We start from the raw sequence: 23467 nt of genomic DNA on the forward strand, positions 1-23467 counted from the left end.
CCTATAAATCTATTTTTATGGCTCCATCATCTAAAAGATGGATGTGGACTCAAATATTTTATATTTGAGAGTCGTGAGCAACTTGCTACAAGTTACTTTATGTAAGTAACTATAATTTAATAATATGATTACGTCAAGTAATTTAATTACTTTGGTTTTACAAAAAATATGAAAAGGCGTATAATGCGTAGTGATAGAGGTGAATTATATGAAAGAATTATCATTGTGTCCGCGACTTTCCAAGGCTATGGAGTTGTTAGGTAAAAGATGGACAACTTTAATTATTTATCAATTATTAGATGGCTCTAAAAGATTTAATGAAATAGAGTCTTCTCTTCCTATTAGTGGACGTTTGTTGTCTGAACGATTAAAAGAGCTTGAGAGAGAAGGTATTGTTCAGAGAACTCTTTTTTCTGAGGTGCCAGTTCGAGTAGAATATAACCTAACTGACAAAGGAATGGCCCTTAAAAATGTTATAACTGGGATTGAAAATTGGTCCAAGGATTGGTTATAATAATAAACTTGAAAATTTATATAGGAAAACGCATACTATGTAAGGTGACAGGTTAAAGAAGAAAGGATTGTCTTTTTTGAACAAACAAGTATGGTACCAAGACTTAATTACAAAGCTAGACCCAAATAATGTAAAAATAGATGAATCACTTCATGTACACACGATGACACGTATGGGTGGCATGGCTGACTTATTTGTTACACCTGAAAATGAGGATGAAGCAGCTTTCATAGTTGATTACACTCATAAAAATAAAATTCCTCTGTTATTGTTAGGCAATGGTTCTAATATGGTTGTAAGAGATGGGGGAGTACGTGGCATTGTTCTTTCCTTAGAAAAGCTGAATAAAATCATTATTGAAGCTAATCATGTATATGCTGAAAGTGGTGCTGCTATTATTGATGTTTCTAAAGCAGCTGCGAAGGAATCATTAGCAGGATTAGAATTTGCGTGCGGTATTCCGGGAACAGTTGGTGGAGCAATGGCTATGAATGCTGGAGCTTATGGCGGAGAAATCAAGGATATAATCTTGCAATGTACCGTTCTTACACCTAGCGGAGAAAAACTTATTCTTTCAAAAGATGAGCTGGAGTTAGAGTATCGTAAAAGCATCATTACGAAAGAGGGCTACTATGTGTTATCGGCGGAATTTGAGCTGAAACAAGGAAATCCAGAGGAAGTAAATGCAAAAATCGCTGATTTAACCTTTCAACGCGAATCTAAACAACCATTAGAGTATCCTTCTGCAGGAAGTGTCTTCAAAAGACCACCAGGATATTTTGCAGGTAAGCTAATTCAAGATAGCGGGATGCAGGGTAAAGGGTTTGGTGGAGCAGAAGTATCTACCAAGCATGCAGGTTTTATCGTCAACAAAAACAATGCAACAGCAACAGATTATATTAATACAATCGAAATGGTTCAAAAAGCGGTGCGTGACAACTTCGGGGTGGAACTAGAACTAGAAGTTAAAATCGTTGGTGAGAACAGTAAATAATATAAAACAGGTTCTATGAATATACATAATTCATAGAACCTGTTTTATTTTCATTTAGAGACTTACATTAGATTATTTTATAAGAAATTGAACGGATGAGCAGGGGTTAAATGCATTTCGTCGAATTATGTCATAGATAGATAAAGGGGGTAATTATTTGAAAAAGGGTTGGAAGGTAGCTGTCTGGATAATTGGGATTCTAGTAGCTATTGTAATTGTGGGGGTGGTTGGTTTAAATGTTTTTTTGTCTAACACAAAACCTATTATTCGTGGTGAGCTGGCTGTAGATGTGTTGGATGAAGAAGTGAAGGTAACAAGGGATCAGGATGGGGTTCCTCATCTTAAAGCGCAGAGCGATGCAGACCTTTATCGTGCTCAAGGATTTGTTCAGGCGCAAGATCGTTTGTTTCAAATGGATTTAGCTAGACGACAGGCAAGTGGTCAGCTTGCTGAGGTAGTGGGCAAAGGCGCGTTGGATACAGATAAATTCTTTTTGACTTTTAGCCTACGAGATGCAGCAGAAAAATCCTATGCAGGCTATAGTGATGAGGCAAAGCAAGTGCTGGATTGGTATTCAGAAGGAGTAAATGAATTCATTGATTATGCAATAAAAGAGGGCAAGCTTAGTTATGAATTTAAATTACTAGGCTATGAGCCGAGAGAATGGTCTCCGGTTGATTCCTTAACAATTGGAAAGTTTATGGCTTATGACTTAGGTGGTAACTGGTCAAGCTTAGCAATCAGGCATTGGGCAATCAATGAGTTCGAGCAAGAGAAAGCAGAAGAGCTTTTTATAACTTATCCTGAGGATTCACCATCTATTATTGAAGCAAATCTGAAGAACCCAGTTACTGTTAGTGGCCGTTTTGATACTACTGTACTGCCGAATGAATTTAATGGCAGTAATAACTGGGTAGTAAGTGGTGAGAAGACTGCTAGTGGAATGCCGCTATTAGCGGATGACCCACATTTAGGGCTTAGCACACCATCCATATGGTACCAAATGCATTTAGAATCACCAGACCAAAATGTGAGCGGAGTAATTTTTGCAGGAATCCCTGGTATTATATTGGGCCATAACGAAGAGGTTGCATGGGGAGTTACGAATGTAGGGCCAGATGTACAGGACTTATATATAGAAACACCGAACCCTGACAATCGTACGGAATTTATGTATGAAGGTAAATGGGAGAAAGCAGATATACGGAAAACGAACATAAAAGTAAAGGGAGAAGAGGATGTGCCATTTGAGGTTGTAGTGACTCGGCATGGGCCAATCATCTCTGATGTGCTGTTCAAAGAGGAGGAAGCATCAGGTCTATTCTCTATGCAGTGGACAGCGCTAGAGCCTACTTTAGAATTACAGGCAATATTGAAGATGAATAAGTCATCTAATTGGGATGAATTTGAGAATGCACTAGAAGATTTTCATGCCCCTGCACAAAACTTTGTATTTGCAGCGAAGGACGGAACTATTGCTTATAAAGCAAATGGTAGAATTCCATTACGTAAAACAGGGGATGGACAGCTACCGGTTCCAGGAGATTCAAATGAATTCGGATGGACTGGATATGTGCCTTACAATGAGTTACCCTCGGTTGTAAACCCGGAGAAAGGTTTTATCGCAACAGCGAATAATGAGGTAGTAAATGACTCTTATCCATATCATATAACTGATTTTTGGGCTCAATCCTATCGCTACGAAAGAATTGCCGAAGTGCTTGAGGGCAAGGATGACCTTACTAAAGAAGATATGATGGACCTTCAGATGGACCAAGAAAACTTATATGCAAGGGAATTTTTAGCTTCGATGGTAGAGTCGGTGGAAAAACAAGATAGCAATGAGCAATACAAGGATGTATTAGTCATGTTAAAGAATTGGGACCAAGTGGACGATAAAGATCAGTCTGCCCCATTAGTTTTCCACAAATGGATGAAACAGCTTCCAAAAACTTTATTTGAAGGGCAAATGCCCGAGGACGTCTATGCAATGTTACCGGGCAAGGGTAATATTTCTGATCAATTATTAAGAAAGGGTTATCAAAACGAAGCCAGTGCTTGGTTAGAAGAGTATGGTGGGATTGATAAATGGGTCTACGATTCCTTTGTGATTACTGTGAAAGAGATAGAAGAGGATTTTGGTGAAAATGAAGACAAATGGAAATGGGGAGATTTCCACCAATTAACCTTCGATCACCCAATCTCAAGTGCCTCTCCAATACTTGCCTATTTCTTAAATCCTAAGCCGGTGCCTATTGGAGGGTCTAATATTACCGTTCAAGCTGCAGGCTATGGTGAAGATGGTAGTGTAGATCACGGTGCCTCTTGGAGGTTTGTTGCCGATTTGTCTGACCTTTCAGAGGCGTACCATATTGTAGGTCCGGGCCAAGTTGGTCATGTTAAATCTGATTGGTATCACAGCCAGGTAAGAGACTGGGCAGATGGTAATTATCACACCACGGTAATTGATGGAGATATAGATGAAGGCTTTGAATTGATATTAAAAGCTAATTAGAAGATTGAAAGACAGCTAGGGAACCGAGAATTTTTCTCTCGGTTCCTTTTTTAGTGAAAAATATTCAGAGCACCTGCATTTATATGAAACATACCATTCCGACACAGCCTATGATTGTAGCGGCAGGCGACGACTCCGACGGGATTAGGGAGACAGCTAAGACATCACAAACGGAGCGAATGCGACGGTGATGGCTTAATGCTCCTCCCGCGGAAAGCGTTCGCCTAAAGCGGAAATCCGCAATCTAAAAGTTACTTTATAAAAATTTTACTTTCTTCCCGATTTGTTAGATTACATTAAAATTTGTATTTGAATATAGTTGCTTTTCGAATTATCTGAACATATAATGAGGGTAATAATCAAACGACCATTTGAATGAGGTGTCCATATGCAATCAAAGGATATATGTGATGTAACAAAAGTAAATGAAAAAATAGTAGGAGAGGTGAAGCAACAGCTTCCGGATTTAACAAAGGTTGTAACTCTCTTTAAAGCATTAGCTGACGAAACAAGGCTTAAAATTGCATACGCATTAACAATTGAAGAAGAACTATGTGTATGTGATGTGAGTGAAATAATTGGATCATCAGTGGCAACAGCTTCCCATCATCTTCGTTTTCTCAGAGATCTATCTCTAGCAAAATCTCGTCGCAAGGGAAAATTAGTTTATTATTCTTTAGCTGATCATCACGTGAATGAATTAGTTAAAATCGCATATGAGCATTCGGTTGAAGAGGAGCTGGGTTCAAATGAACAACTTAGATAAAAAAGAGTACCGCTTAGAAAACCTATCATGCGCCAACTGTGCTATGAAATTCGAAAAAAATATTAAGAGTCTTCCAACTGTGCAGGAAGCGACTGTTAACTTTGGAGCTTCTAAAGTTTCTATCATAGGAGATGTATCCGTTGGTGACATAGAAAAAGCAGGTGCCTTTGATGGAATTAAAGTCGTGCCCGTTAAGCAAAGAAAAATAGAAAAGACCCCTTTTTTTAAACGGCATGAAAACGTTGTGACAATGATTTCATTTGTTTTTCTAATAGGAGGAATCATTGCTTCCTTTGTTTATGAGGAGTCTCATCCTGCAGCTCTCTCTTTATTTGTTTTATCTATCTTAATTGGTGGATTTGAGTTGTTTAAGGGTGGTCTTATTAACCTTTCTCGCTTCTATTTCGATATGAAGACACTTATGACGATTGCTATTATAGGTGCAGCTATAATTGGCGAATGGAGAGAAGGCGCAGTTGTAGTATTCTTGTTTGCAGTGAGTGAGGCATTAGAGGCATACTCCATGAACAAGGCTAGACAATCTATTAGTGAATTGATGGACATTGCCCCGCCTACAGCAACCGTAAGACGTAGCAATGAGTTAATTGAATTAGATACGGAGTTTATTCAAATTGGAGACGTACTTGTCGTGAAGCCGGGACAAAAAATTGCAATGGACGGCATTGTTTTAAAAGGAAGCTCGACAATTAACCAAGCATCCATTACTGGAGAATCTGTACCCGTAGTCAAAAAGAAAGGCGAGGAGGTTTTCGCCGGGACGTTAAACGAAGAGGGATCCTTGGAAATACAAGTGACAAAGCGTGTAGAGGATACTACAATTGCTAAAATCATTCATTTAGTGGAAGAGGCACAGGCAGAAAAAGCTCCTTCTCAACGTTTTGTAGACAAGTTTGCGAAGTATTACACACCAGCCATTATTGGTATTGCTTTTTTAGTAGCAATTATACCGCCACTTCTAGGTGAAGACTGGCAGACTTGGATTTACCAGGGGCTAGCTGTCTTAGTTGTAGGATGTCCTTGTGCTTTGGTCGTATCTACTCCAGTTGCTATCGTAACAGCTATTGGAAACGCAGCAAAGCAGGGAGTTTTGATAAAGGGTGGTATTCATTTGGAGGAGATTGGTCGTATCGAGGCAATTGCATTTGATAAAACCGGCACTCTTACAAAAGGCTATCCAGAAGTAACCTATGTACAGGCAGCTTCTGAGAAAGATTTTATACGAAATATAATGTCTATAGAGGCCTATTCACAGCACCCGCTTGCTCAAGCTATTGTTCAGTATGGGGCTAAGGAGCATATTCATCCGATAGAAGTAGAAGAGTTTCAATCAATAACTGGAAAAGGTGCCGAAGCAGTTATTAATGGTATAAAATGGTCTGTAGGGAGCGTTACCTGGATAAAAACCATTAGTTCTATTTCAGAAGAGGTTCTGCAAGCAGTTGAAAAGCTACAAACGGAAGGAAATACAGTAATTCTTGCAACAGAAGAAGGGAATTATAGAGGCTTTATTGCCATTGCAGATCCAATAAGATCCACTAGCAAAAAAGTGTTACAAAGCTTAAAAAATAATGGGATTAAGCATACTGTTATGCTAACGGGTGATGACCCAAAAACAGCTACTGCCATTGCTAGTAGATTGGGAATGACTGATGTAAATGCAGGTCTAATGCCAGAGCAAAAGCTAACTGCCATTCAAAGCTTAAAAGAAAAATACGGAGCAGTGGCCATGGTAGGAGATGGTGTCAATGATTCTCCGGCCTTAGCAGCTGCAAATGTCGGAATAGCTATGGGTGGGGCTGGTACAGATGCAGCTTTAGAGACTGCTGACATAGCTTTGATGGCTGACGACTTAGAAAAATTACCATATACAATACGTTTAAGCAGAAAAGCATTGCATATTATTAAAGAAAATATTATGTTTGCATTAGGGTTAAAGATTATTGCGCTACTTCTTATCATTCCGGGATGGTTAACATTATGGATTGCCATCTTTGCTGATATGGGTGCTACATTACTGGTAGTTCTAAATTCCTTACGGTTATTAACTACATTCAGTCAAGATAACAGCCCTTGGAAATAACACTTTCAACATATTGTTTGATAAATCCCTGTCCAGACTACAGGACAGGGAGAGAATATTTAGAACAGAATATATTTATTCATTAGGTTCGGAGGGTTATCAATGAAGCTTACAGAATGGACAATGGAGGAGCAGGAGCAGCTGATCCATTTCATGACAACGAATACATGGCCATATCACGGAAATTCGCACCCTGTACGAGAGTTGATTGAAAAAACAATTGAAGAGGGCGGTTATCAATCAGATGAAGTGAAAACCTTCTGGGTTGAGAATGACGAAGATGAAAAAGTGGGCATTGTGAAGATTTATGATCTGCAGGATGATATTCCTCTTTTCGATTTGCGTATTGCAGACGAGGCTCGAGGTAGAGGGTATGGCCCACTTGCGCTAAAAAAGATTACGGAATATGTTTTTAATCTACCGGAGGGTAAAATTCGCTTAGAAGGTCATACACGCCAAGATAATTTTGCAATGCGAAAAACGTTTGAGCGTGCAGGCTTTGTCAAAGAGGCACAGCTCCGACAAGCATGGTTTTCTCCAAAAGAAAGTTCATACTACGATGCTGTTACATATGGAATGACGAGAGACGATTTTATGAAGGGTACTTCAACCCCGGTTAAGTGGGATGATGACTTTCATATAATTGAAAAAGTAAAAGAGGAATTAGTTTTTCCAGAGGAATTTTATACGGAGCGATTAATCATCCGAGCTCCTAAAGTTGAGGATGCAGAAGCAGTGCAAAGAGCGGTAGTTGCTTCTCAAGATGCTTTAAAAGACTGGATGCCTTGGGCACAAGAAAAGGAATCCATTGAACAAAGAGTGCGAAATCTTCGTCAAGCAGTAGCAGATTTCATCACGCGAAAGGATCTACGACTTCATTTATTTTTAAAGGAAACAGGAGAATTCGTAGGATGTTCTGGACTCCATCGTATAGACTGGGATGTCCGAAAATTTGAAATTGGCTATTGGATTGATAGTAAATTTGAGGGTAAAGGCTTGATGACAGAGGCAGTCGAACGCATTACAACCTTTGCCTTTGAGGAGCTAAAAGCTAATCGAGTTGAGATTCGTTGTGATAGTGAGAATGTCCGAAGTCGATCTGTTGCTGAAAGACTTGGCTATACTCTAGAGGGGACTCTCCATCATGATTCTTTGTCTGCTGATGGTAAGAGTTTAAGAGATACGTGTATTTATGCTAAAACCAAAAGTAAAGGGGTTGCCTAATGGCAACCCCTTTTGTCAGACAGCTCGTCTACCAGTGACAAGTTGAATAACGAAAATAATACCTGCAATAATTAATAGCGTGTGGATTAATCCTCCGCCAAAGTCAAGAAGTAGTCCTAACAACCATAGTACGATAAGAACTACTACTATACCCCATAAAATTTTACCCATTATTAGTCATCCTTTCTTCTTAAAATTGTTGATACGTGTTATTATTAGAAAGTTACCCCTATATACTAAGGGTTAAACATTTTTGATATTTTTGAATAATGAAAGAAGGATAGAATTGTTAACAAATGTAATGGAAGAAATCGTTCAAAGCCTTGTGAGAGTGCTGATGAGAGGAACAGAGTATCAAACTTTCTGTAAGTGTCCTCAATGTGAATTAGATATAATTGCCCTAAGCTTAAATACTCTTCCAACCCACTATGTTACAACCGAAAAAGGAAGAAAGGCTGTTTTTGAACGTATGAATACTTTAGAAAATTTAGAGTGGATTAATAAAAGAATCATCCATTCCATTCATGTCGTTGGAAAATATCCTCATAGATAGAAAAGGAGCCTTGTCATTCGATAAGGTTCTTTTATACTTTATTGCTCGGAGAATTCTAAAAAAGAACTTAGAATTTATATCTACGCTTGCATGATGCTATTATCCAATTTTTGCTGCTATTATAATGTTCATAAAGTGAAACTATTGTAAAAGCTAGGGCAATACTAACATGAATTGAGATGGTAGGTCTGTTGTAGTAAAATATAAGAAGTGATGAAAGGAAGATAAATATGCCAACACCAAGCATGGAAGACCATATCGAACAAATTTATATACTAATCGAGCAGAAAGGCTATGCACGTGTGTCTGACATTGCAGAAGCATTATCTGTACTGCCATCTTCCGTAACCAAAATGGTGCAAAAATTGGATAAGGATGGCTTTTTAATATATGAAAAATATCGTGGGCTTACTTTAACGACTAAAGGAATGAAGCTAGGAAAGAAGCTAGTGAAACGACACGAACTGTTAGAGGAATTTTTACGCCTTATAGGAGTGGAGGAAGAAAATATCTATGCGGATGTGGAAGGAATCGAACATCATCTTAGCTGGAACTCCATTGATCGAATTGCAGATTTGGTCTTACTCTTAGAAGATAATGCCTCTATACAGACACAACTTTTAGAGTTAAGAAAAGACTTAAGTGAGTAAGTATTTGTAGGAATGGAATAGAATAGAATGTCATGCAAAGTCTTGCTATATAGTTTTTGGCAGGAGTTGCTAGAAATACGTTGATATTCTTAAGGTTGACAATGCTATGACTAATCAAATGGATGAGACTAGGGAAATTGTGAAAAGAATCTCTCAGAAATTTTTTCCCAATGTATAAATACATATTATTAGCTGAGTCAAACTTCTATTGTACATAGGTCACTTGGCGAAAATTTTAAGCAAGTATGCAAAAAAAAATGGGCATAATAATGGTAACTATAATTAAATAAAAAAATTCTAAAGTACAGAATATCCCAACAAGTGATGACTATAAGAAGGATATGCCTAGTTGTTTATAATGAGGATGAATCGGTTATAAGGGAAGTAGCAAATGATTCGGAAGCACAATGAATCGAAAAGTATACTAATTGACGCCTAAAAGTTCAAATATTTTTTATTAGAACGAGTAGATAGTGCACTAGATATACTAAAACAAAAGGTAACGACCAATTTCATATATGGTCAGAAGGAGAGCGGTAACTTTGACAGAATTAGCATCAGGAGAAATAGTAAAATTACAAGTGAAAATGAGGGAAGGATCGAAATGGATTCTTCAGCACAAGGATATGGAGATATCTTTAAATGCTTCCGAGGCTCCAGAAGAATTACAAGTCGACGATACACTAGAAGTATTTTTGTTCGTAGATAGAAGAGGTAATCTTTCTGCTACTACACAGCTCCCTACCATACAAAAGGGAACTTACGGATGGGCAAGAGTTATAAAAGTTTCAGATAAAGAAGGAGCCTTTGTAGACATTGGTACTTCTAAAGAAGTGCAAGTGAAAGCCGAGGATTTGCCAAAGATCAAAGAGTTGTGGCCAACTCAAGGGGACCATTTATATATGACACTTCGAACAGATCGTGAGGGTGAATTATTTGGCCGTCTTGCTACGGAGGATCGTGTAGAGGAATTATATATAGATGCGCCAACCACACTTTTAAACAAAAATTTACAAGCAAGACCATACAGACTACTTCCTGTAGGAACCTTCTTGCTTAGCGTTCCCGAAAATTATCGTATTTTCGTTCATGAATCAGAGCGAGTTGAGGAACCTAGATTAGGACAAGACTTAACCGTGCGTATTATTGATACGAAGGATGATGGGTCTCTCAATGGCTCTCTTCTCCCTAGAAAGCATGAACGTATGGGCGACGACGCCGAATCAATTTATCGCTATTTAAATGATGTCGGTGGGAAAATGCCATTCACAGACAAATCTACACCTGAGGAAATTCAAGAAATGTTTTCGATGAGTAAGGCTGCCTTCAAGCGTGCTTTAGGGAAGCTGATGAAAGAGAAAAAAATTAACCAACAGGACGGATGGACTGAGTTAAAGCAATAAGATTAGATAAAAAGGAGTAAGAAGCATCGATGACCATCGGAACTTTTTACTCCTTTTCACGTACTAATGATAGTACCAACCAATAGAAAGGGGTTTTAATGGAATGAAAAAAATGGTACAAGTGTACTTGGCATTTTTACTTGTCATTGGAGTACTAGTAAGTCCTATTGTAGCTTTAGCTGATACAAATGGAGAAGCTGAAACTGAAGTTGTAAATGAAAAGTTTGGGGCGCCTATTGTTGTTTATGGAGGTAACCTAACTGACGATCAAAAAAATAGTGTAAAAGAGAGTTTAAAAGTTACAGATAAATCAGAGGTACAAGAAATTGTAGTTACAGGTAAGGACCTAGCAACCTATCTAAATGATGGAGACGCTTCGGCTAGAATGTTCTCTTCTGCTAAAATTACCCGAAAAGATGCTGGATCTGGTCTAATTATTAACATCGTAACTCCAGATAACATTACTGAAGTTACGGCAGATATGTATGCTAACGCTATGCTTACTGCTGGAATAGAAGACGCGGTAGTAGATATTGCAGCTCCTAAGCCTGTAACAGGACACTCCGCCCTGGTAGGTATTTATAAAGCATATGAGGTTACGGGAGGAGAACTAGACCCGGAACGTACAGATGTAGCAAACGATGAGCTATCTGTCGCAACTATCCTGTCTAAACAAGGTGGGGTAGATGAAGAAAAGGTAACAGAGCTTTTAACAGAAATTAAAAAGCAAATTGCTGAGCAAAACCCAGCATCCCGTGAAGAAGTTGAAAAAATTGTTTCAGAACAGCTATCTAAGCTTAAAATTGAACTTTCCGATAAGGATCGTCAATTACTGATTGATTTGATGGATCGAATTCGTCAACTAGATATAGATTTTAGTAAATGGTCTGATCAGTTAAATGATTTTAGTAAAACAATCGAAGATAAATTTAACCAAATAAAAGATAATGAAGGATTTTGGCAAAGTGTTAAAGATTTCTTTAACAATCTAATCGATTCCATTCGATCTATCTTTAGTTAAATGATAAATCTACCTGTAAATTCAGGTAGATTTTCTTTTGTTAATAGCGAGGATAAATTATTTGAAGTGGAGAAGATTATTTGATAAGATAAAATAAAATAATTTATCTCGAATTCGAGATAAATGAGTGGAGGAAAATCAAATGAAATTAGCAGGAATTCATCATGTATCCGCTATTACTGCAGATATAAATAAGAATCATGATTTCTTTACGAGAATATTGGGAATGCGGTTAGTGAAAAAGAGTGTAAATCAGGATAGCCCATCCACATACCATCTATTTTATGCAGATGCAGAAGGTACTCCTGGTACAGACATGACCTACTTTGACATACCAATGGCTGGCAGAACATATCCTGGAGTGTCGAGTATTAGTAATACGGGTTTTAGAGTGAAGAGTGAAGAAGCTCTACAATTTTGGGAAAGAAGATTGCATGATTTCGGAGTTCCTCATGATAAGATAGTCGAAAGGTTTGGCAGAAAAACACTCTATTTTGAAGACTTTGAAGGGTCTAGAATGATGTTAGTTGTAGATGATGGTAAGGGTATTCCTTTTGGAAAGCCTTGGATAAAAGAAGAGATTTCTGCAGAAAATGCTATCGTTGGTTTAGGTCCTGTTACTTTAACGTTAAAGGATCCAAGTGCTACTGAACAGGTTTTAGAGCATATATTAGGCTTTGTTTTTATCGGCTCCTATCCTTCAGTTGTTACAGATGCTCCAGATATTAAGGTTTATTCAACTGGGGATGGAGGACCAGCTGGCGAGGTGCATATTGAAACTCGAAAAGACTTACCGAGGGAAAGACCTGGTAGAGGTAGTGTACATCATGTGGCTTTCCGTATTCCAAACATGGAGGATTATCCTAAATGGGAGGAAATGTTAAGAGCAAACGGATTTACAACGTCTGGTCTCGTCGATCGTCACTACTTCAAAGCTATTTATTTTAGAGAACCAAATGGAGTGTTGTTTGAGCTTTCTACTGACGAGCCGGGATTTGATACAGATGAGGATTTAGCAAAGCTTGGTGAAAAGTTAGCCCTACCACCATTTTTAGAGCCGAAGCGAAAAGAAATTGAAGCGAAGCTCCGTCCGTTGTCAATTAAATGATTGTTATGTTAAGATTCTAAAAAAGGAGTGTGTGTTAATGGATTTTCAATATAAAGAACTTGGCAATGATGTATTTGCCTATCAAGTAATAGAAGATGGGGAAAGACTTGGAGAAATTACATGGACATTACTAGGTGATGTAATGGTTATGGACCATACCTATGTTTCGAGTAAGCTAAGAGGCCAGGGGATTGCGAAAAAGTTATTAGACAGCGCCGCTTCCTATGCAAGAGAAAATGAATTGAAAATGGAGCCAGTTTGCTCATACGTAGTAGATGCATTTGCTAAATCTAACGAATATGATGATATAAAGGCATAATAAAAGGCAATCCTCTTTAATATAAAGTGGATTGCCTTTTACGTTTTAATGATTAAATAGAAGTAAACAGAACTAGAATTCCAGTTAATGCTGATGCACCTGCCAGTGTATATAAGAAGTCGGTTTGATTAAAGATAAGTTTCTTTTCCATGTAAATCTTCCTTTCTATTTTGGTCTTATTATTAAATTACCCTGTTATTAGTAGACTCAAACAGGTTTATAAAAAATATTGCAGGGAAATCAGAGATTGATGAAACCTTTTGGCTATGTTTTCGTAAAATAGCTATATCAATTAATAATAGGGGGTAAAAAAATGATTTCACGTACAGGAGAAGTTGTTTTAGGCGTAGTTGGAGCTGTTTTTAATGTAATAGCAATTATACTAGTTTCATTGATTGTCATTAATGGTAGTTCGGTAATGCAGGAGGAAGGGTTCACACAAGTCTTTGAAGAAGACATTTATAGCGATCCAGCACTAACTGCTGAAGAAGCTGCTGCAGCTACGGAATTTATGGAAGTATTTGTAGACTTGTTTGGCGTTTTTGGCTGGGCGGCTGTTATAACGTTTGTTATTAGCTTAGTATTTAATATTTTAGGAATTGTATTCGTTTCGAAAAACAAAAAGCCAAAATTAGCAGGAATCATGTTTATTGTAGGGGGAGTTTTTGCAGGAATTATCTCATTAACATCCATCGTTTTATATGTTGCTGCAATTATGTGCTTCGTACGCAAAACACCAGTTAAATTTGAAGAAGAATATTCAACTGAACAAACTTATTAAAAAAACACCGGCCTAATAGGCCGGTGTTTTTAATGGATATAAATATTTTGCGGTAGATAGAGGGTGACCCTCGAAATACTCATCAAATTCTTCTAGACATTCAAATCCATACCGTTCATAAAAAATACGAGCGCTTTCATTTTTGCTCTCTACATAAACAAATAATTGTTTTCCCACAGACATATGATTCACACCTGCTTCTAACAGCTTTCTACCGTATCCCATTTTTTGGAACTCGGGAAGCACATAAATTGCGGTGAGCTCAGCATCACCATCTTCATCAACATAAGTGAAGTTAGCAAAGCCGATAGTTTCACCTTTATATTCCGCAACTAAAAAAATTGTTTTTTCTATTCGTTTGGCTAGCATCATAGGAGAGTAAGCTTTTTCCAAAAATATTTCCTGAACATTTTCTGGTATTATATCTTTATAAGTATCATTCCAACTGATCCTAGCGATCTGTTGAATAGTAGTAATATCTTTTAACGTAGTCGCCCTTATCATTTGAAATCACCTCTTCAGCTTTTTGTAATCATAACAAAATTTCTGTCAATCTTCTATAATTAAATAGAAAAATATTGAAAATAAACATTTTTACATAGGAGGCAAACATGTCCTGGGATTTGAAGAAATTTAGTGAATTAGATATTAATTATTTATATGAAATACTAAAGCTTCGTGTAGAAGTTTTTGTCGTCGAACAAAATTGTCCATATCCAGAGCTAGATAACTATGATCAGCATGCCCTTCATCTAAGTTATAAAGAGAACAATGAAATTATTGCTTATTGCCGTATTATCCCTGGTGGACATAAATATGAAGAATGCTCTATTGGAAGAGTTATTGTGAAGGAGCATGCTAGAGGAAGAGGCTTAGCTCGTATTCTTATGTTAGAAGCTATTGAGAAAGCAGAGAGGACTTGGAATGTTCCAAGCATTAGAATCTGTGCACAGAGTCATTTGCAAAAATTCTATTATTCAGTAGGATTTCATACTATCTCGAATGAGTTCGAGGAAGACGGTATACCACATGTGTATATGATGAGGTCTACAAATTAAAAAAGGGTTATATTGTATGTATTAGGGTATATATAGTTTATCAATAAGAATATTGGAGGTAATAGAGATGGCAAAAAATAAATCTCTTTTGTTAGCAGGGCTTGCAGCAGGGGCTTATGCTTACTTTAGGAAAAAGGAAAATCGTGATAAAGCAATGGAAGCATTTAATAATACGAAAAATAAAGTAAATTCCTTTATGGAAGCTCAAAAGCAGCAAGATACTAGTAATGAAAATACAGGTAACCCAAATCCATATCATGAAGAAGATAACAGAATGGTGGATGAGGGTGCGATGACAAGCGTTCAATATTATAATGAGGAAGAACAAGTAAAAGATGATATAAAAACTACTCCCGACAATGATGCTAAAGTGGGAGAAAAATAAACTTTTCTAAAAAGGTGCCTTCGGGCACCTTTTTTATTTTACATATATAGATATTACTGTATAATTTCTAAAAAATACCTGTTAAGTTAGAGAGTAATAAGGGGAGCAGGCATTTCCATTATTTACTCAAATAAAACTAATCTCATTTCTATATCGTCTACATTATTGATTTAGCATTTTTTTAATAATTACGCAGTTTCAAGGTAGGATATTTAGGGTACGAAAAAGAGACGATTATATTCTAAAGGAGGATGCAAAAGTGAAAAAGGCCATGTTAATTTATAATCCTTCTTCCGGAAGAGAAGAAGCTAGTCAATTTAAGGATAGAGCAATAGAGGTTTTAACTAATTTAGGATATGAGGTTATGGAAAAGGAAACTCAGAAGCAAGATGATGCTACCCATTTCGCTAAATTAGCCTGTGAAAGAAAGATGGATTTTCTTTTGGCTATGGGCGGGGACGGGACTATTAGCGAGGTAGTGAACGGTCTCGCAGAACAAGAAAATCGACCATTGTTTTCTTTTGTTCCGCTTGGAACTGTAAATGATTTTGCTAGAGCTTTAGGTATTCCTCTTGAGCCAGATATAGCAATTGAAGCGTTAAAAATGACTAATACAGAACAAGTAGACGTAGGGCGTATCGGGGATAAATATTTTGTGAACGTGGTAGCAATAGGAGATATTGCAAGTAAGGTTGCAGATACTCCAGTTGAGCAAAAAACCAGATATGGTTCTATGGCCTACTTAGTAGCTGGCGCAAAAGCCTTACTCTCCAATGAAGAAGTGGAAATGACTATAGAGCATGATCAGGGTACTTGGAAGGGGACTTCTATATTAGTTTTAGTTGCTCTAACCAATTCTGTAGGTGGATTTGAGGATCTGGTTAATTCTGCTAAAATTAATGATGGGAAGCTACATGTTTTTATTATTAAACAGGCAGGCTTTACTTCAATTGCGCGTATGGGTGCTAAAGTAATGCTAGGCACATTAGGTGAAGACGAAGGTGTAGAAACTTTTAAAACAGAAAGATTACACATTGACTCGAATCGAACGTTATTTTGCAATGTAGATGGCGATCAGGGAGACTGTACACCTCTTAATATCCAGGTTCTTCCAAAGCATTTAAATATGCTTTTGCCTAAAAAAATCTAAATAAATTAAAAAGGCTAGTTTTTTACAATTAAATGTTATAAAATGATTCTACATCCCTATAAACATAAGGTTACTAAAGAACTATAAAACTGATTAGAAAGATGAGGTTCTTATGGATAATACAGAAAAAATATTCTTAGATTACTTCACAAAAGCCTATGCCAAGGAAATGGGTATTACTAATAGAGTTAAAGGTCTCGATCAATTTTTTGAATTAGAAAAAAAGTTATTCTTAGATATGTATTCTTTCGAGATTGAACGAGCAAAAACAGTGCTGAGAGAGATTATTGATTTAATTATAGCGACTAATAATAAACAAATGATTCAAAATGTAAAATACTACTACATACAATTATCAGCTGTCATGGCTAGAAAGTTGTATGAAAGCCAGGTTCCATTAGATAAAGTTATGGCGTTTAATAATGCGAGTGTGGAAATTATTGATAACAAAATGAGTGATGCACAATTTTTACAATGTGCCGATGAACTCGTTGAGTTCTTTGTAATGGTTATAACAGAAAGAAAGAAGCCTTCTTTTGGTCACCAAACGGTAAACAAGGTCATTCTCTATATTAATGACGAAATAGAAACAAACTTAACTGTAGAAGACATTGCAAAGCAATTTAATATTAGCACTAGCCATCTATCCAGAATTTTTAGAGAACATACTGGGGTAACATTAGTAGAATATTTAAATATTCGTAAAGTAGAAGAATGCCAATACTTTTTGCGCCATACAAACAAAGCTATCTCGGAAATTTCGAATTCTTTTCACTTTTGTAATCAAAGCTATTTTACTCGTATCTTTAAAAAGTATACAGGGCTTACTCCGAAACAATTTAGGGATCATCAGGAACACCCGAACTTTAAGTATAATTTTCCAAAAGAGCCCAAAACTTATTGATTTTTCATCTAAGTAATATTTGAAAAATAGCTTCATAGAGGGTATACTCTTTATAGTTTGAAAATTGTAGGTGAAACGATGAAGAAGAAAATTAGTTTACTCTCTATTCTTGTTTTTGCAGCAGTTTTACTGAGTGGTTGTTCAGGAGTAGAAAACAAAGAAGGAACTTTTTACAATATATTTGTTCGACCTTTTGAATTTTTAATAGAATTTTTTGGGGACATTTTTAACGGTAGCTATGGGTTAGCAATTATTGCTATTACCATTATTATTCGTTTAGCTCTCATGCCTTTAATGCTTAAAAATTATAAGAATCAACAAGGTATGAAAGAAAAAATGGACAAGCTAAAACCAGAAATGGATTCAATCCAAAAGAAACTAAAAGAAACTAAGTCAAAAGAAGAGCAAATGGCTCTACAACAAGAAATGATGGGCTTATATCGTAAACATGGCGTTAATCCTTTAAATATGGGTTGCTTGCCAATGATTATTCAAATGCCAATCGTTATGGGACTCTATTTTGCAATATTGTATTCTGCAGATATTAAGTCTCATGAATTCTTATGGTATAACCTGGGATCTCCTGATATTGCTATGACACTTATTGCAGGAGCGGTGTACTTTGCACAAGCAAAAGTGTCTCTATGGACAGTTCCAGAGCAACAACAGCAGCAAATGAAAATGATGGTTTATATTTCACCTATTATGATTATGTTTATCTCATTTAGTTCTATGGCAGCGCTACCGTTATATTGGGCTGTTGGTGGGATTTTGTTGATATTCCAAACATATTTAGGACGTAAATTCTACTCAAATCATCCTGAAAAAGCAGAAAAGTCTGTATAAAACAAGGAGAAGCTTTTTGCAAAAAGAGCTTCTTTTTTTTGGCTAGAAACTGCCTCCTCGCTTTTCTCCATTTGCTAGTCGGGGCAGACATAGGCGTTTGCGTTTTACTAAGTTATGAGGTGATAAAATGAAACGAAATTGGATATTTGGTATTTTGATTGTTGCTGCGAGTATCGCATCTTTAGTATTTATTATTAAAGGGAACATTAATCTCGCTGTTTTATTCATGACAGTTATTTTTATTTTAAGTAATGGCTATCGGGCAATTGTTTTTAAGGAAAAAGGGCATATCCGTGAAGCAAAGTGGATGAGAACGATGGCAATAGTTTTCACCATCCTTTTTGTACTAGTCTTAGTTTTAATAATAAATTAAAAAACATTACCTTTCGTAGGTAATGTTTTTTTATGGAATTATACGTAGTTAGTAGGCATATTTTTTTCTAGATAGGAGAAGTATTACGATAGCTGGAATTGTACAGAAGGCCATTCCTAAAAATGCAAGTCTTGGCTCAACATCATATAAGTAACCGCCAACGAAAGTTAGGAATGCACTGCTTAGACTCATAGATAATGCGGCATAAATTCCTTGGGCTGCAGGTATAAGGCTTTTGTCCAGCGTTCGAGAAATATATTGGATAAAAGCGTAATGGGCAATACCAAATGAAACGGAATGTAGAACTTGAGTTAGGATGAATATCCAGACGGAAGGAAATAGGTAAATACTAATCCATCTGATCGTTGCGCCAATTCCGGCTAACAATAGCATCCAGGATACTTTTTTATTGGAAAATAGCTTGTCTGCAAATAGAAAGAATACAATTTCAAAGATTACTGCAACGTTTAAAACAATCCCAATATAAAGGCTGTTTACTCCAATATCCTGCAGATAGATAAATCCATAATTATTATAAGAGGCATGTGAGCCTTGAATAAGAATAGTTAAGATTAAAATAACGATAAATTGCTTAGAGGTAAATAGGTTTTTCCAATTGCCTGTGTTGTCTTTAGTTACCTGGTGAGGTAATTCGCTCAAAGAAGCAGGCATTGGCTTGGAATAAGTTATCATAATGACGGCAAGTGCTCCTAACATCGTCCATAGTATCGCTTGCTCGTCCCAAATAGCGGTTACTCCACCTATAAATAATAAGGCGACCATGAATCCCACAGATCCAAAGGAACGACTCTTCCCGTAGTGGATTTTGTCCTTCTGCATAAGTATGGAGGCACTGCTCTCCATGGCAGGTAAAAGATTTGGATATATTAAGCTAAAAGTAACAGTAATGGCTAAGAGAGAATAAAAAGAATTAAAAGGTATGTATAAAACTATAGCTGCAAAAGAGAACAGTGCAAGCAATCGTAGAACTCTCTGCATGCTAAAAAGACCCGTTGCTTTGGGAAATAAAACAAAGGTGGAGAAGGCTCTTGCTAGCATCCCTGCTCCCATTACAATACTTGCAGAGGTAACACTTAAACCTTTTGCATTTGTTAGATAGCCTGTCCAATACGGCATAAACACGCCCCACGTAAAGAAAAAAGTAAAGAAGTTGATAGATAACCATTTTTGGGATTTCATAGCCGACCTCATTGCTTTCGTATATTTATCTAATATATTATAATGCATTTTGAATTGATTAGGGATTAGTTCATTAAAAAATGTTAAACTAATAGTATCGTAAATTGGAAAGAAGGAAGAGCAAGGGATGCAATCTAGATTTAGCTTTATGAAGCAAAAGAAAAAGAAAAAATGGCCGAAAATTGTTTCGGGTATAGTCGCGGGTTTAATAGTTGTTAGTGTCGTTGCATGGATTGGTATAAATGATTGGAATATAAATAAGAGCTTAGAATCATTAGGAATTCCAACTAAGGAAGATAAAGAGGTAGAAATAGTAGAGGAACCAACAGAGTCAATAGATGAAGTGGAAGAACCACCAATGGAAGAGCCCGTAGTTGAGGAACCTGCAGAAGAAGTGGATCGTTCGGGTGCAAAAGGCTACGTGGGCAATGAAATTCTACCGGCGGAGCCTACTTATGTGGACGGAATATTAATAGCAAGTAAGAGGTACCCTTTACCTTCTACTTTTGCACCAGGAGAAAGTGCAGAAGCTAGAGAAGCCTTTGAGGCATTGGCAGCAGAAGCAAAGCTATCTGATTACGAATTAGTAGCATTTAGTACATATCGATCATTTGACTATCAACAGCAGCTTTATGATAGATATGTGAGCAATGACGGAGTAGATGCAGCGGACCGATATAGTGCCCGTCCTGGATATTCTGAGCACCAAACCGGTCTTGCGTTTGATATAGGTGAACTACATTTTGAGCAACATTTTGCCAGAGAAAGTTTTGGAGAGACACCAGCCGGCCAATGGTTGGCAGCTAATGCTCACAAATATGGTTTTATCATGCGTTATCCTAATGGAAAAGAGAAAATTACTGGCTATATGTTTGAGCCATGGCATTTCCGATATGTTGGCGTAGATCATGCAACAAAAATATACGAAGCTAACACTACTTTAGAAGAATATTTAGGTATATAAAAATACGAGATTCCAGTTATTCATTGGGATCTCGTATTTTATGTTGGTAGCTAATTGTTCATCCTATAAAATAGGAGAAATCAATCGAGAAAGTGATTCCTTAAACTTAATTAGAGATGTGCGTTGTTCGTAAAGTTCCCAAGTCAATTCGGTAGAGAGCTTCATGTCTTCTTCGAATAGCTCTGCTAACTGATGGGAAGTTTCTCGATCATAGATAAATGCATTCACCTCGAAATTTAACTTAAAACTTCTAACATCAATATTGGCGGTACCTACAGTAGAGGCTTCGTCATCAATGACAATCATTTTTGTATGCAAGAAGCCATTTTCATAAATGTATATCTTAGCACCTGCTCTGATAAGCTCTCCTACATATGAATAAGTTGCCCAATATACAAACATATGGTCAGGCTTATTAGGAATCATAATCCGTACGTCAATTCCTGATAGACAGGCGATACGAAGAGTGTCCATAAAGCTTGCATCCGGAATGAAATAAGGAGTTTGGATATATATATACTTTTTAGCCATCATTATTAGTTTAAGATATCCATTTTTAATTTGTTCCCATTCCGAGTCTGGTCCACTGGATACGATTTGTAGTCCAACAGAGCCCTTCATAGGAATAGCAGGGAAAAAATGATCTGAGTATTCAATATCATGATCTGCAGAGGCTTGGTTCCAGTCCAATATAAAGCGAGTTTGCAATGGATGTACTGAGCTTCCTTCTATCCGAAGATGAGTGTCCCTCCAGTAACCAAATTTCTTTTTCTTTCCTAAATATTCATCTCCCACATTGAAGCCACCGATATACCCAATACGCCCATCAATTACAACTATTTTACGGTGATTACGATAGTTCATTCGTGGATTAATCAGAGGAAGAATAGAAGGGAAAAAGGACTCGACGCGACCACCTAGCTCAACTAATTCTTTAAAATGCCTCTTTCTTAATGATCGAGATCCTGTGTCATCATATAGTATACGTACTTTTACGCCTTGCTTGGCTTTAGCCAATAAGACATTATATATTTCTCGTCCTAAATTATCCAAACGGAAAATATAATATTGGATATGAATATGGTCTTTCGCATTGTTCATGTCCTCTAAAAGTGCATCAAATTTTTCTCGCCCATCCGAGTAAATCTCCAATTTGTTGTCTTGTGTCAGAACAGCATGATTGTTATGCAGATGCATAACGATTAATTCCTTGTAATGGCTGGCGTCATCTAAACGAAAATCAAATGATTCATCCTCAATGGCTTCCATTTGAAAATCAATTAGTTTGTCAATGCCGATTTTATTTTTTCCTTCCCAACGGAAAAGTGTTTTACGTCGCAGCTTTCTCCCGAACAATAAATATATTCCAAATCCTAGAATGGGGATAAAGAAGAGAACTAATATCCAAGCCCAGGTGGAGGAAGCATCTCGTCTCTCTAAAAATATTAAGGCAATCGCTAGCGATATATTCAAAATTAGTATTCCAGAAACGATAAACCCATAAATACTTGCAGCCAAAATTGCACCCCCAAATCATACATGTCTTTCTTCTCTAGTATATCCGATTTAGTTAAAAGAAAGAAGAAATGTAACATATTTAGTAAACCCATAAGCATAAGTGATTAATATTAGTGAATTTCCAGGAAAAGAAGTTTGAATTATTTGATATAATTAAATAGGGATTTTGACTTAAGGAGATGGGATTATGCTACAGGCGAGAAACCTTCAAAAGAAATTTAAAACAAAGGAAGTTGTTAAAAAGATAAATTTGGAGCTCGGTGCAGGAGAATCAGTAGGGTTATTAGGTCCAAATGGAGCAGGGAAATCTACAACTATATCTATGTTGTCTTCTTTAGTTCAACCAACTAGTGGAGATGTATTGTGGAATAATGTTTCCATTAAGGATAATCCAGAAGCACTTCGTAAAACATTAGGAGTAGTTCCTCAGGAAATTTCTTTATATCCAGAGCTCACTGCGAGGGAAAACCTAAAATTTTTTGGACGGATATATGGTCTTAAAGGTCAAATTCTAGAGCACAGAGTAGAAGATGTTCTAGTTAAAATAGGGTTGAAGGAGAGGGAGAAGGATCAAGTCAAGACTTTTTCAGGAGGGATGAAACGTAGACTCAATATCGGGGCTGCTCTGCTACACCTCCCATCGTTGTTAATCATGGATGAACCTACCGTTGGAATTGATCCTCAATCTAGAGCCTATATCTTAAATACAGTCAAACGACTAGTAGAGGAAGGTATGACTTTGCTTTACACAAGTCACTATATCGAAGAGGTTGAGTTACTTTGTGATCGAATTTACATCATGGATGAAGGAGAAATTATTGCATTTGGAACAAAGGAAGAACTAAAATCTCTTGTCTCCGGAAACCAAACAATTGAACTAAAGGGTCATACATTGCCAGTTTTATTTGAAGAGTCACTTCAGAAGCATTTTCCTGCAGCTACCGTATACCGCGAGGAGGAATCTCTCTTACTTGCCTTAGCCAAAGAGGAAGAACCACTACCGCGTATTTTTGCAATTGCTGCTGAGAATGGGGTGACCATTACTTCAGCTATAGTTAAGGTGCCTTCTCTCGAGGATGTCTTTTTACATTTAACAGGCAGAGCATTGAGAGATTAGGAG

25 protein-coding genes are annotated in these 23467 nt (G+C 36.9%); 21 read left to right on the plus strand and 4 right to left on the minus strand.

What is annotated here, in order from left to right; translation table 11 throughout:
* Window positions 1–208: 208 nt before the first annotated feature.
* The 6 genes from H9650_RS18540 to H9650_RS18565 all read left to right on the plus strand — a co-directional run bounded on the left by H9650_RS18540 (window position 209) and on the right by H9650_RS18565 (window position 8114).
* Complete coding sequence (locus H9650_RS18540) at window positions 209–514, plus strand: winged helix-turn-helix transcriptional regulator (RefSeq protein ID WP_144539527.1); 306 nt, start codon at window positions 209–211, stop codon at window positions 512–514.
* Between the two features lie 76 nt (window positions 515–590).
* Complete coding sequence (gene murB / locus H9650_RS18545) at window positions 591–1508, plus strand: UDP-N-acetylmuramate dehydrogenase (protein ID WP_151112449.1); 918 nt, start codon at window positions 591–593, stop codon at window positions 1506–1508.
* A gap of 157 nt (window positions 1509–1665) precedes the next feature.
* A complete protein-coding gene (locus H9650_RS18550) occupies window positions 1666–4023 on the plus strand; it encodes a penicillin acylase family protein (protein WP_191697893.1) in 2358 nt (785 codons plus the stop codon).
* Window positions 4024–4411: 388 nt separating this feature from the next.
* Window positions 4412–4789, plus strand: coding sequence for an ArsR/SmtB family transcription factor (locus tag H9650_RS18555; RefSeq protein WP_154312196.1), 378 nt, complete (start codon window positions 4412–4414; stop codon window positions 4787–4789).
* Entirely contained in the window at window positions 4773–6890 is a 2118-nt protein-coding gene (locus H9650_RS18560; protein WP_191697894.1) for a heavy metal translocating P-type ATPase, read from the plus strand. Before H9650_RS18555 ends, H9650_RS18560 begins: the two co-directional genes overlap by 17 nt.
* A gap of 102 nt (window positions 6891–6992) precedes the next feature.
* On the plus strand, window positions 6993–8114 hold the full coding sequence (locus tag H9650_RS18565; RefSeq protein ID WP_191697895.1) for a GNAT family N-acetyltransferase: 1122 nt from the start codon (window positions 6993–6995) through the stop codon (window positions 8112–8114).
* Between the two features lie 15 nt (window positions 8115–8129).
* On the opposite strand, the gene H9650_RS18570 is transcribed toward H9650_RS18565, so the two are convergent.
* Entirely contained in the window at window positions 8130–8285 is a 156-nt protein-coding gene (locus H9650_RS18570; protein WP_144539539.1) for a lmo0937 family membrane protein, read from the minus strand.
* Window positions 8286–8400: 115 nt separating this feature from the next.
* Here H9650_RS18570 and H9650_RS18575 point away from each other — a divergent pair, with 115 nt between their 5' ends.
* From H9650_RS18575 to H9650_RS18605, 7 genes are all read left to right on the plus strand, one after another.
* Window positions 8401–8667: a late competence development ComFB family protein gene (locus tag H9650_RS18575; RefSeq protein ID WP_313955903.1), complete on the plus strand. Its 267-nt coding sequence runs from the start codon at window positions 8401–8403 to the stop codon at window positions 8665–8667.
* 230 nt (window positions 8668–8897) lie between these two features.
* Window positions 8898–9317, plus strand: coding sequence for a transcriptional regulator MntR (mntR, locus tag H9650_RS18580; protein WP_144539541.1), 420 nt, complete (start codon window positions 8898–8900; stop codon window positions 9315–9317).
* A gap of 542 nt (window positions 9318–9859) precedes the next feature.
* A complete protein-coding gene (locus H9650_RS18585; protein ID WP_151112459.1) occupies window positions 9860–10720 on the plus strand; it encodes a CvfB family protein in 861 nt (286 codons plus the stop codon).
* A gap of 103 nt (window positions 10721–10823) precedes the next feature.
* Window positions 10824–11741 carry a DUF1002 domain-containing protein gene (locus tag H9650_RS18590; RefSeq protein ID WP_191697896.1) on the plus strand — a complete coding sequence of 306 codons (918 nt, stop codon included), beginning with the start codon at window positions 10824–10826 and terminating at the stop codon, window positions 11739–11741.
* A 142-nt stretch (window positions 11742–11883) separates the two neighbouring features.
* Window positions 11884–12849 carry a ring-cleaving dioxygenase gene (locus H9650_RS18595; protein ID WP_191697897.1) on the plus strand — a complete coding sequence of 322 codons (966 nt, stop codon included), beginning with the start codon at window positions 11884–11886 and terminating at the stop codon, window positions 12847–12849.
* A 37-nt stretch (window positions 12850–12886) separates the two neighbouring features.
* On the plus strand, window positions 12887–13168 hold the full coding sequence (locus H9650_RS18600) for a GNAT family N-acetyltransferase (protein WP_144539547.1): 282 nt from the start codon (window positions 12887–12889) through the stop codon (window positions 13166–13168).
* 313 nt (window positions 13169–13481) lie between these two features.
* A complete protein-coding gene (locus tag H9650_RS18605; protein WP_225216164.1) occupies window positions 13482–13949 on the plus strand; it encodes a DUF4064 domain-containing protein in 468 nt (155 codons plus the stop codon).
* 12 nt (window positions 13950–13961) lie between these two features.
* On the opposite strand, the gene H9650_RS18610 is transcribed toward H9650_RS18605, so the two are convergent.
* Entirely contained in the window at window positions 13962–14453 is a 492-nt protein-coding gene (locus tag H9650_RS18610) for a GNAT family N-acetyltransferase (RefSeq protein ID WP_144539549.1), read from the minus strand.
* A 107-nt stretch (window positions 14454–14560) separates the two neighbouring features.
* Here H9650_RS18610 and H9650_RS18615 point away from each other — a divergent pair, with 107 nt between their 5' ends.
* The 6 genes from H9650_RS18615 (at window position 14561) to H9650_RS18640 (ending at window position 18665) form a co-directional block, all read left to right on the plus strand.
* Entirely contained in the window at window positions 14561–15007 is a 447-nt protein-coding gene (locus H9650_RS18615; protein ID WP_154312203.1) for a GNAT family N-acetyltransferase, read from the plus strand.
* Window positions 15008–15074: 67 nt separating this feature from the next.
* Window positions 15075–15392, plus strand: a complete 318-nt coding sequence (locus H9650_RS18620) for a hypothetical protein (RefSeq protein WP_191697898.1) — start codon at window positions 15075–15077, stop codon at window positions 15390–15392.
* Window positions 15393–15651: 259 nt separating this feature from the next.
* Complete coding sequence (locus tag H9650_RS18625; RefSeq protein ID WP_144539555.1) at window positions 15652–16542, plus strand: diacylglycerol/lipid kinase family protein; 891 nt, start codon at window positions 15652–15654, stop codon at window positions 16540–16542.
* 112 nt (window positions 16543–16654) lie between these two features.
* Window positions 16655–17446 carry an AraC family transcriptional regulator gene (locus H9650_RS18630; protein WP_191697899.1) on the plus strand — a complete coding sequence of 264 codons (792 nt, stop codon included), beginning with the start codon at window positions 16655–16657 and terminating at the stop codon, window positions 17444–17446.
* A gap of 78 nt (window positions 17447–17524) precedes the next feature.
* Entirely contained in the window at window positions 17525–18292 is a 768-nt protein-coding gene (yidC, locus tag H9650_RS18635) for a membrane protein insertase YidC (RefSeq protein WP_144539559.1), read from the plus strand.
* A 127-nt stretch (window positions 18293–18419) separates the two neighbouring features.
* Window positions 18420–18665, plus strand: a complete 246-nt coding sequence (locus H9650_RS18640) for a hypothetical protein (RefSeq protein ID WP_144539561.1) — start codon at window positions 18420–18422, stop codon at window positions 18663–18665.
* A gap of 48 nt (window positions 18666–18713) precedes the next feature.
* Here the strand turns inward: H9650_RS18640 and H9650_RS18645 are convergent, their stop codons facing one another.
* The gene (locus tag H9650_RS18645) at window positions 18714–19865 is read right to left on the minus strand and encodes an MFS transporter (RefSeq protein ID WP_191697900.1); all 1152 of its coding nucleotides are present in this window, start codon (window positions 19863–19865) and stop codon (window positions 18714–18716) included.
* Window positions 19866–19992: 127 nt separating this feature from the next.
* Here H9650_RS18645 and H9650_RS18650 point away from each other — a divergent pair, with 127 nt between their 5' ends.
* Window positions 19993–20829 (plus strand): M15 family metallopeptidase, encoded by an 837-nt coding sequence (locus tag H9650_RS18650; protein WP_191697901.1) that lies wholly within the window; start codon window positions 19993–19995, stop codon window positions 20827–20829.
* Between the two features lie 63 nt (window positions 20830–20892).
* On the opposite strand, the gene cls is transcribed toward H9650_RS18650, so the two are convergent.
* Window positions 20893–22347, minus strand: coding sequence for a cardiolipin synthase (cls, locus tag H9650_RS18655; protein WP_151112474.1), 1455 nt, complete (start codon window positions 22345–22347; stop codon window positions 20893–20895).
* A gap of 187 nt (window positions 22348–22534) precedes the next feature.
* Between cls and H9650_RS18660 the strand changes: the two genes are divergently transcribed.
* Window positions 22535–23464, plus strand: a complete 930-nt coding sequence (locus tag H9650_RS18660; RefSeq protein WP_151112476.1) for an ABC transporter ATP-binding protein — start codon at window positions 22535–22537, stop codon at window positions 23462–23464.
* The last annotated feature ends 3 nt before the right edge of the window (window positions 23465–23467 follow it).

The sequence above is a fragment of the Psychrobacillus faecigallinarum genome (assembly GCF_014836595.1).
GTDB lineage: Bacteria > Bacillota > Bacilli > Bacillales_A > Planococcaceae > Psychrobacillus > Psychrobacillus faecigallinarum.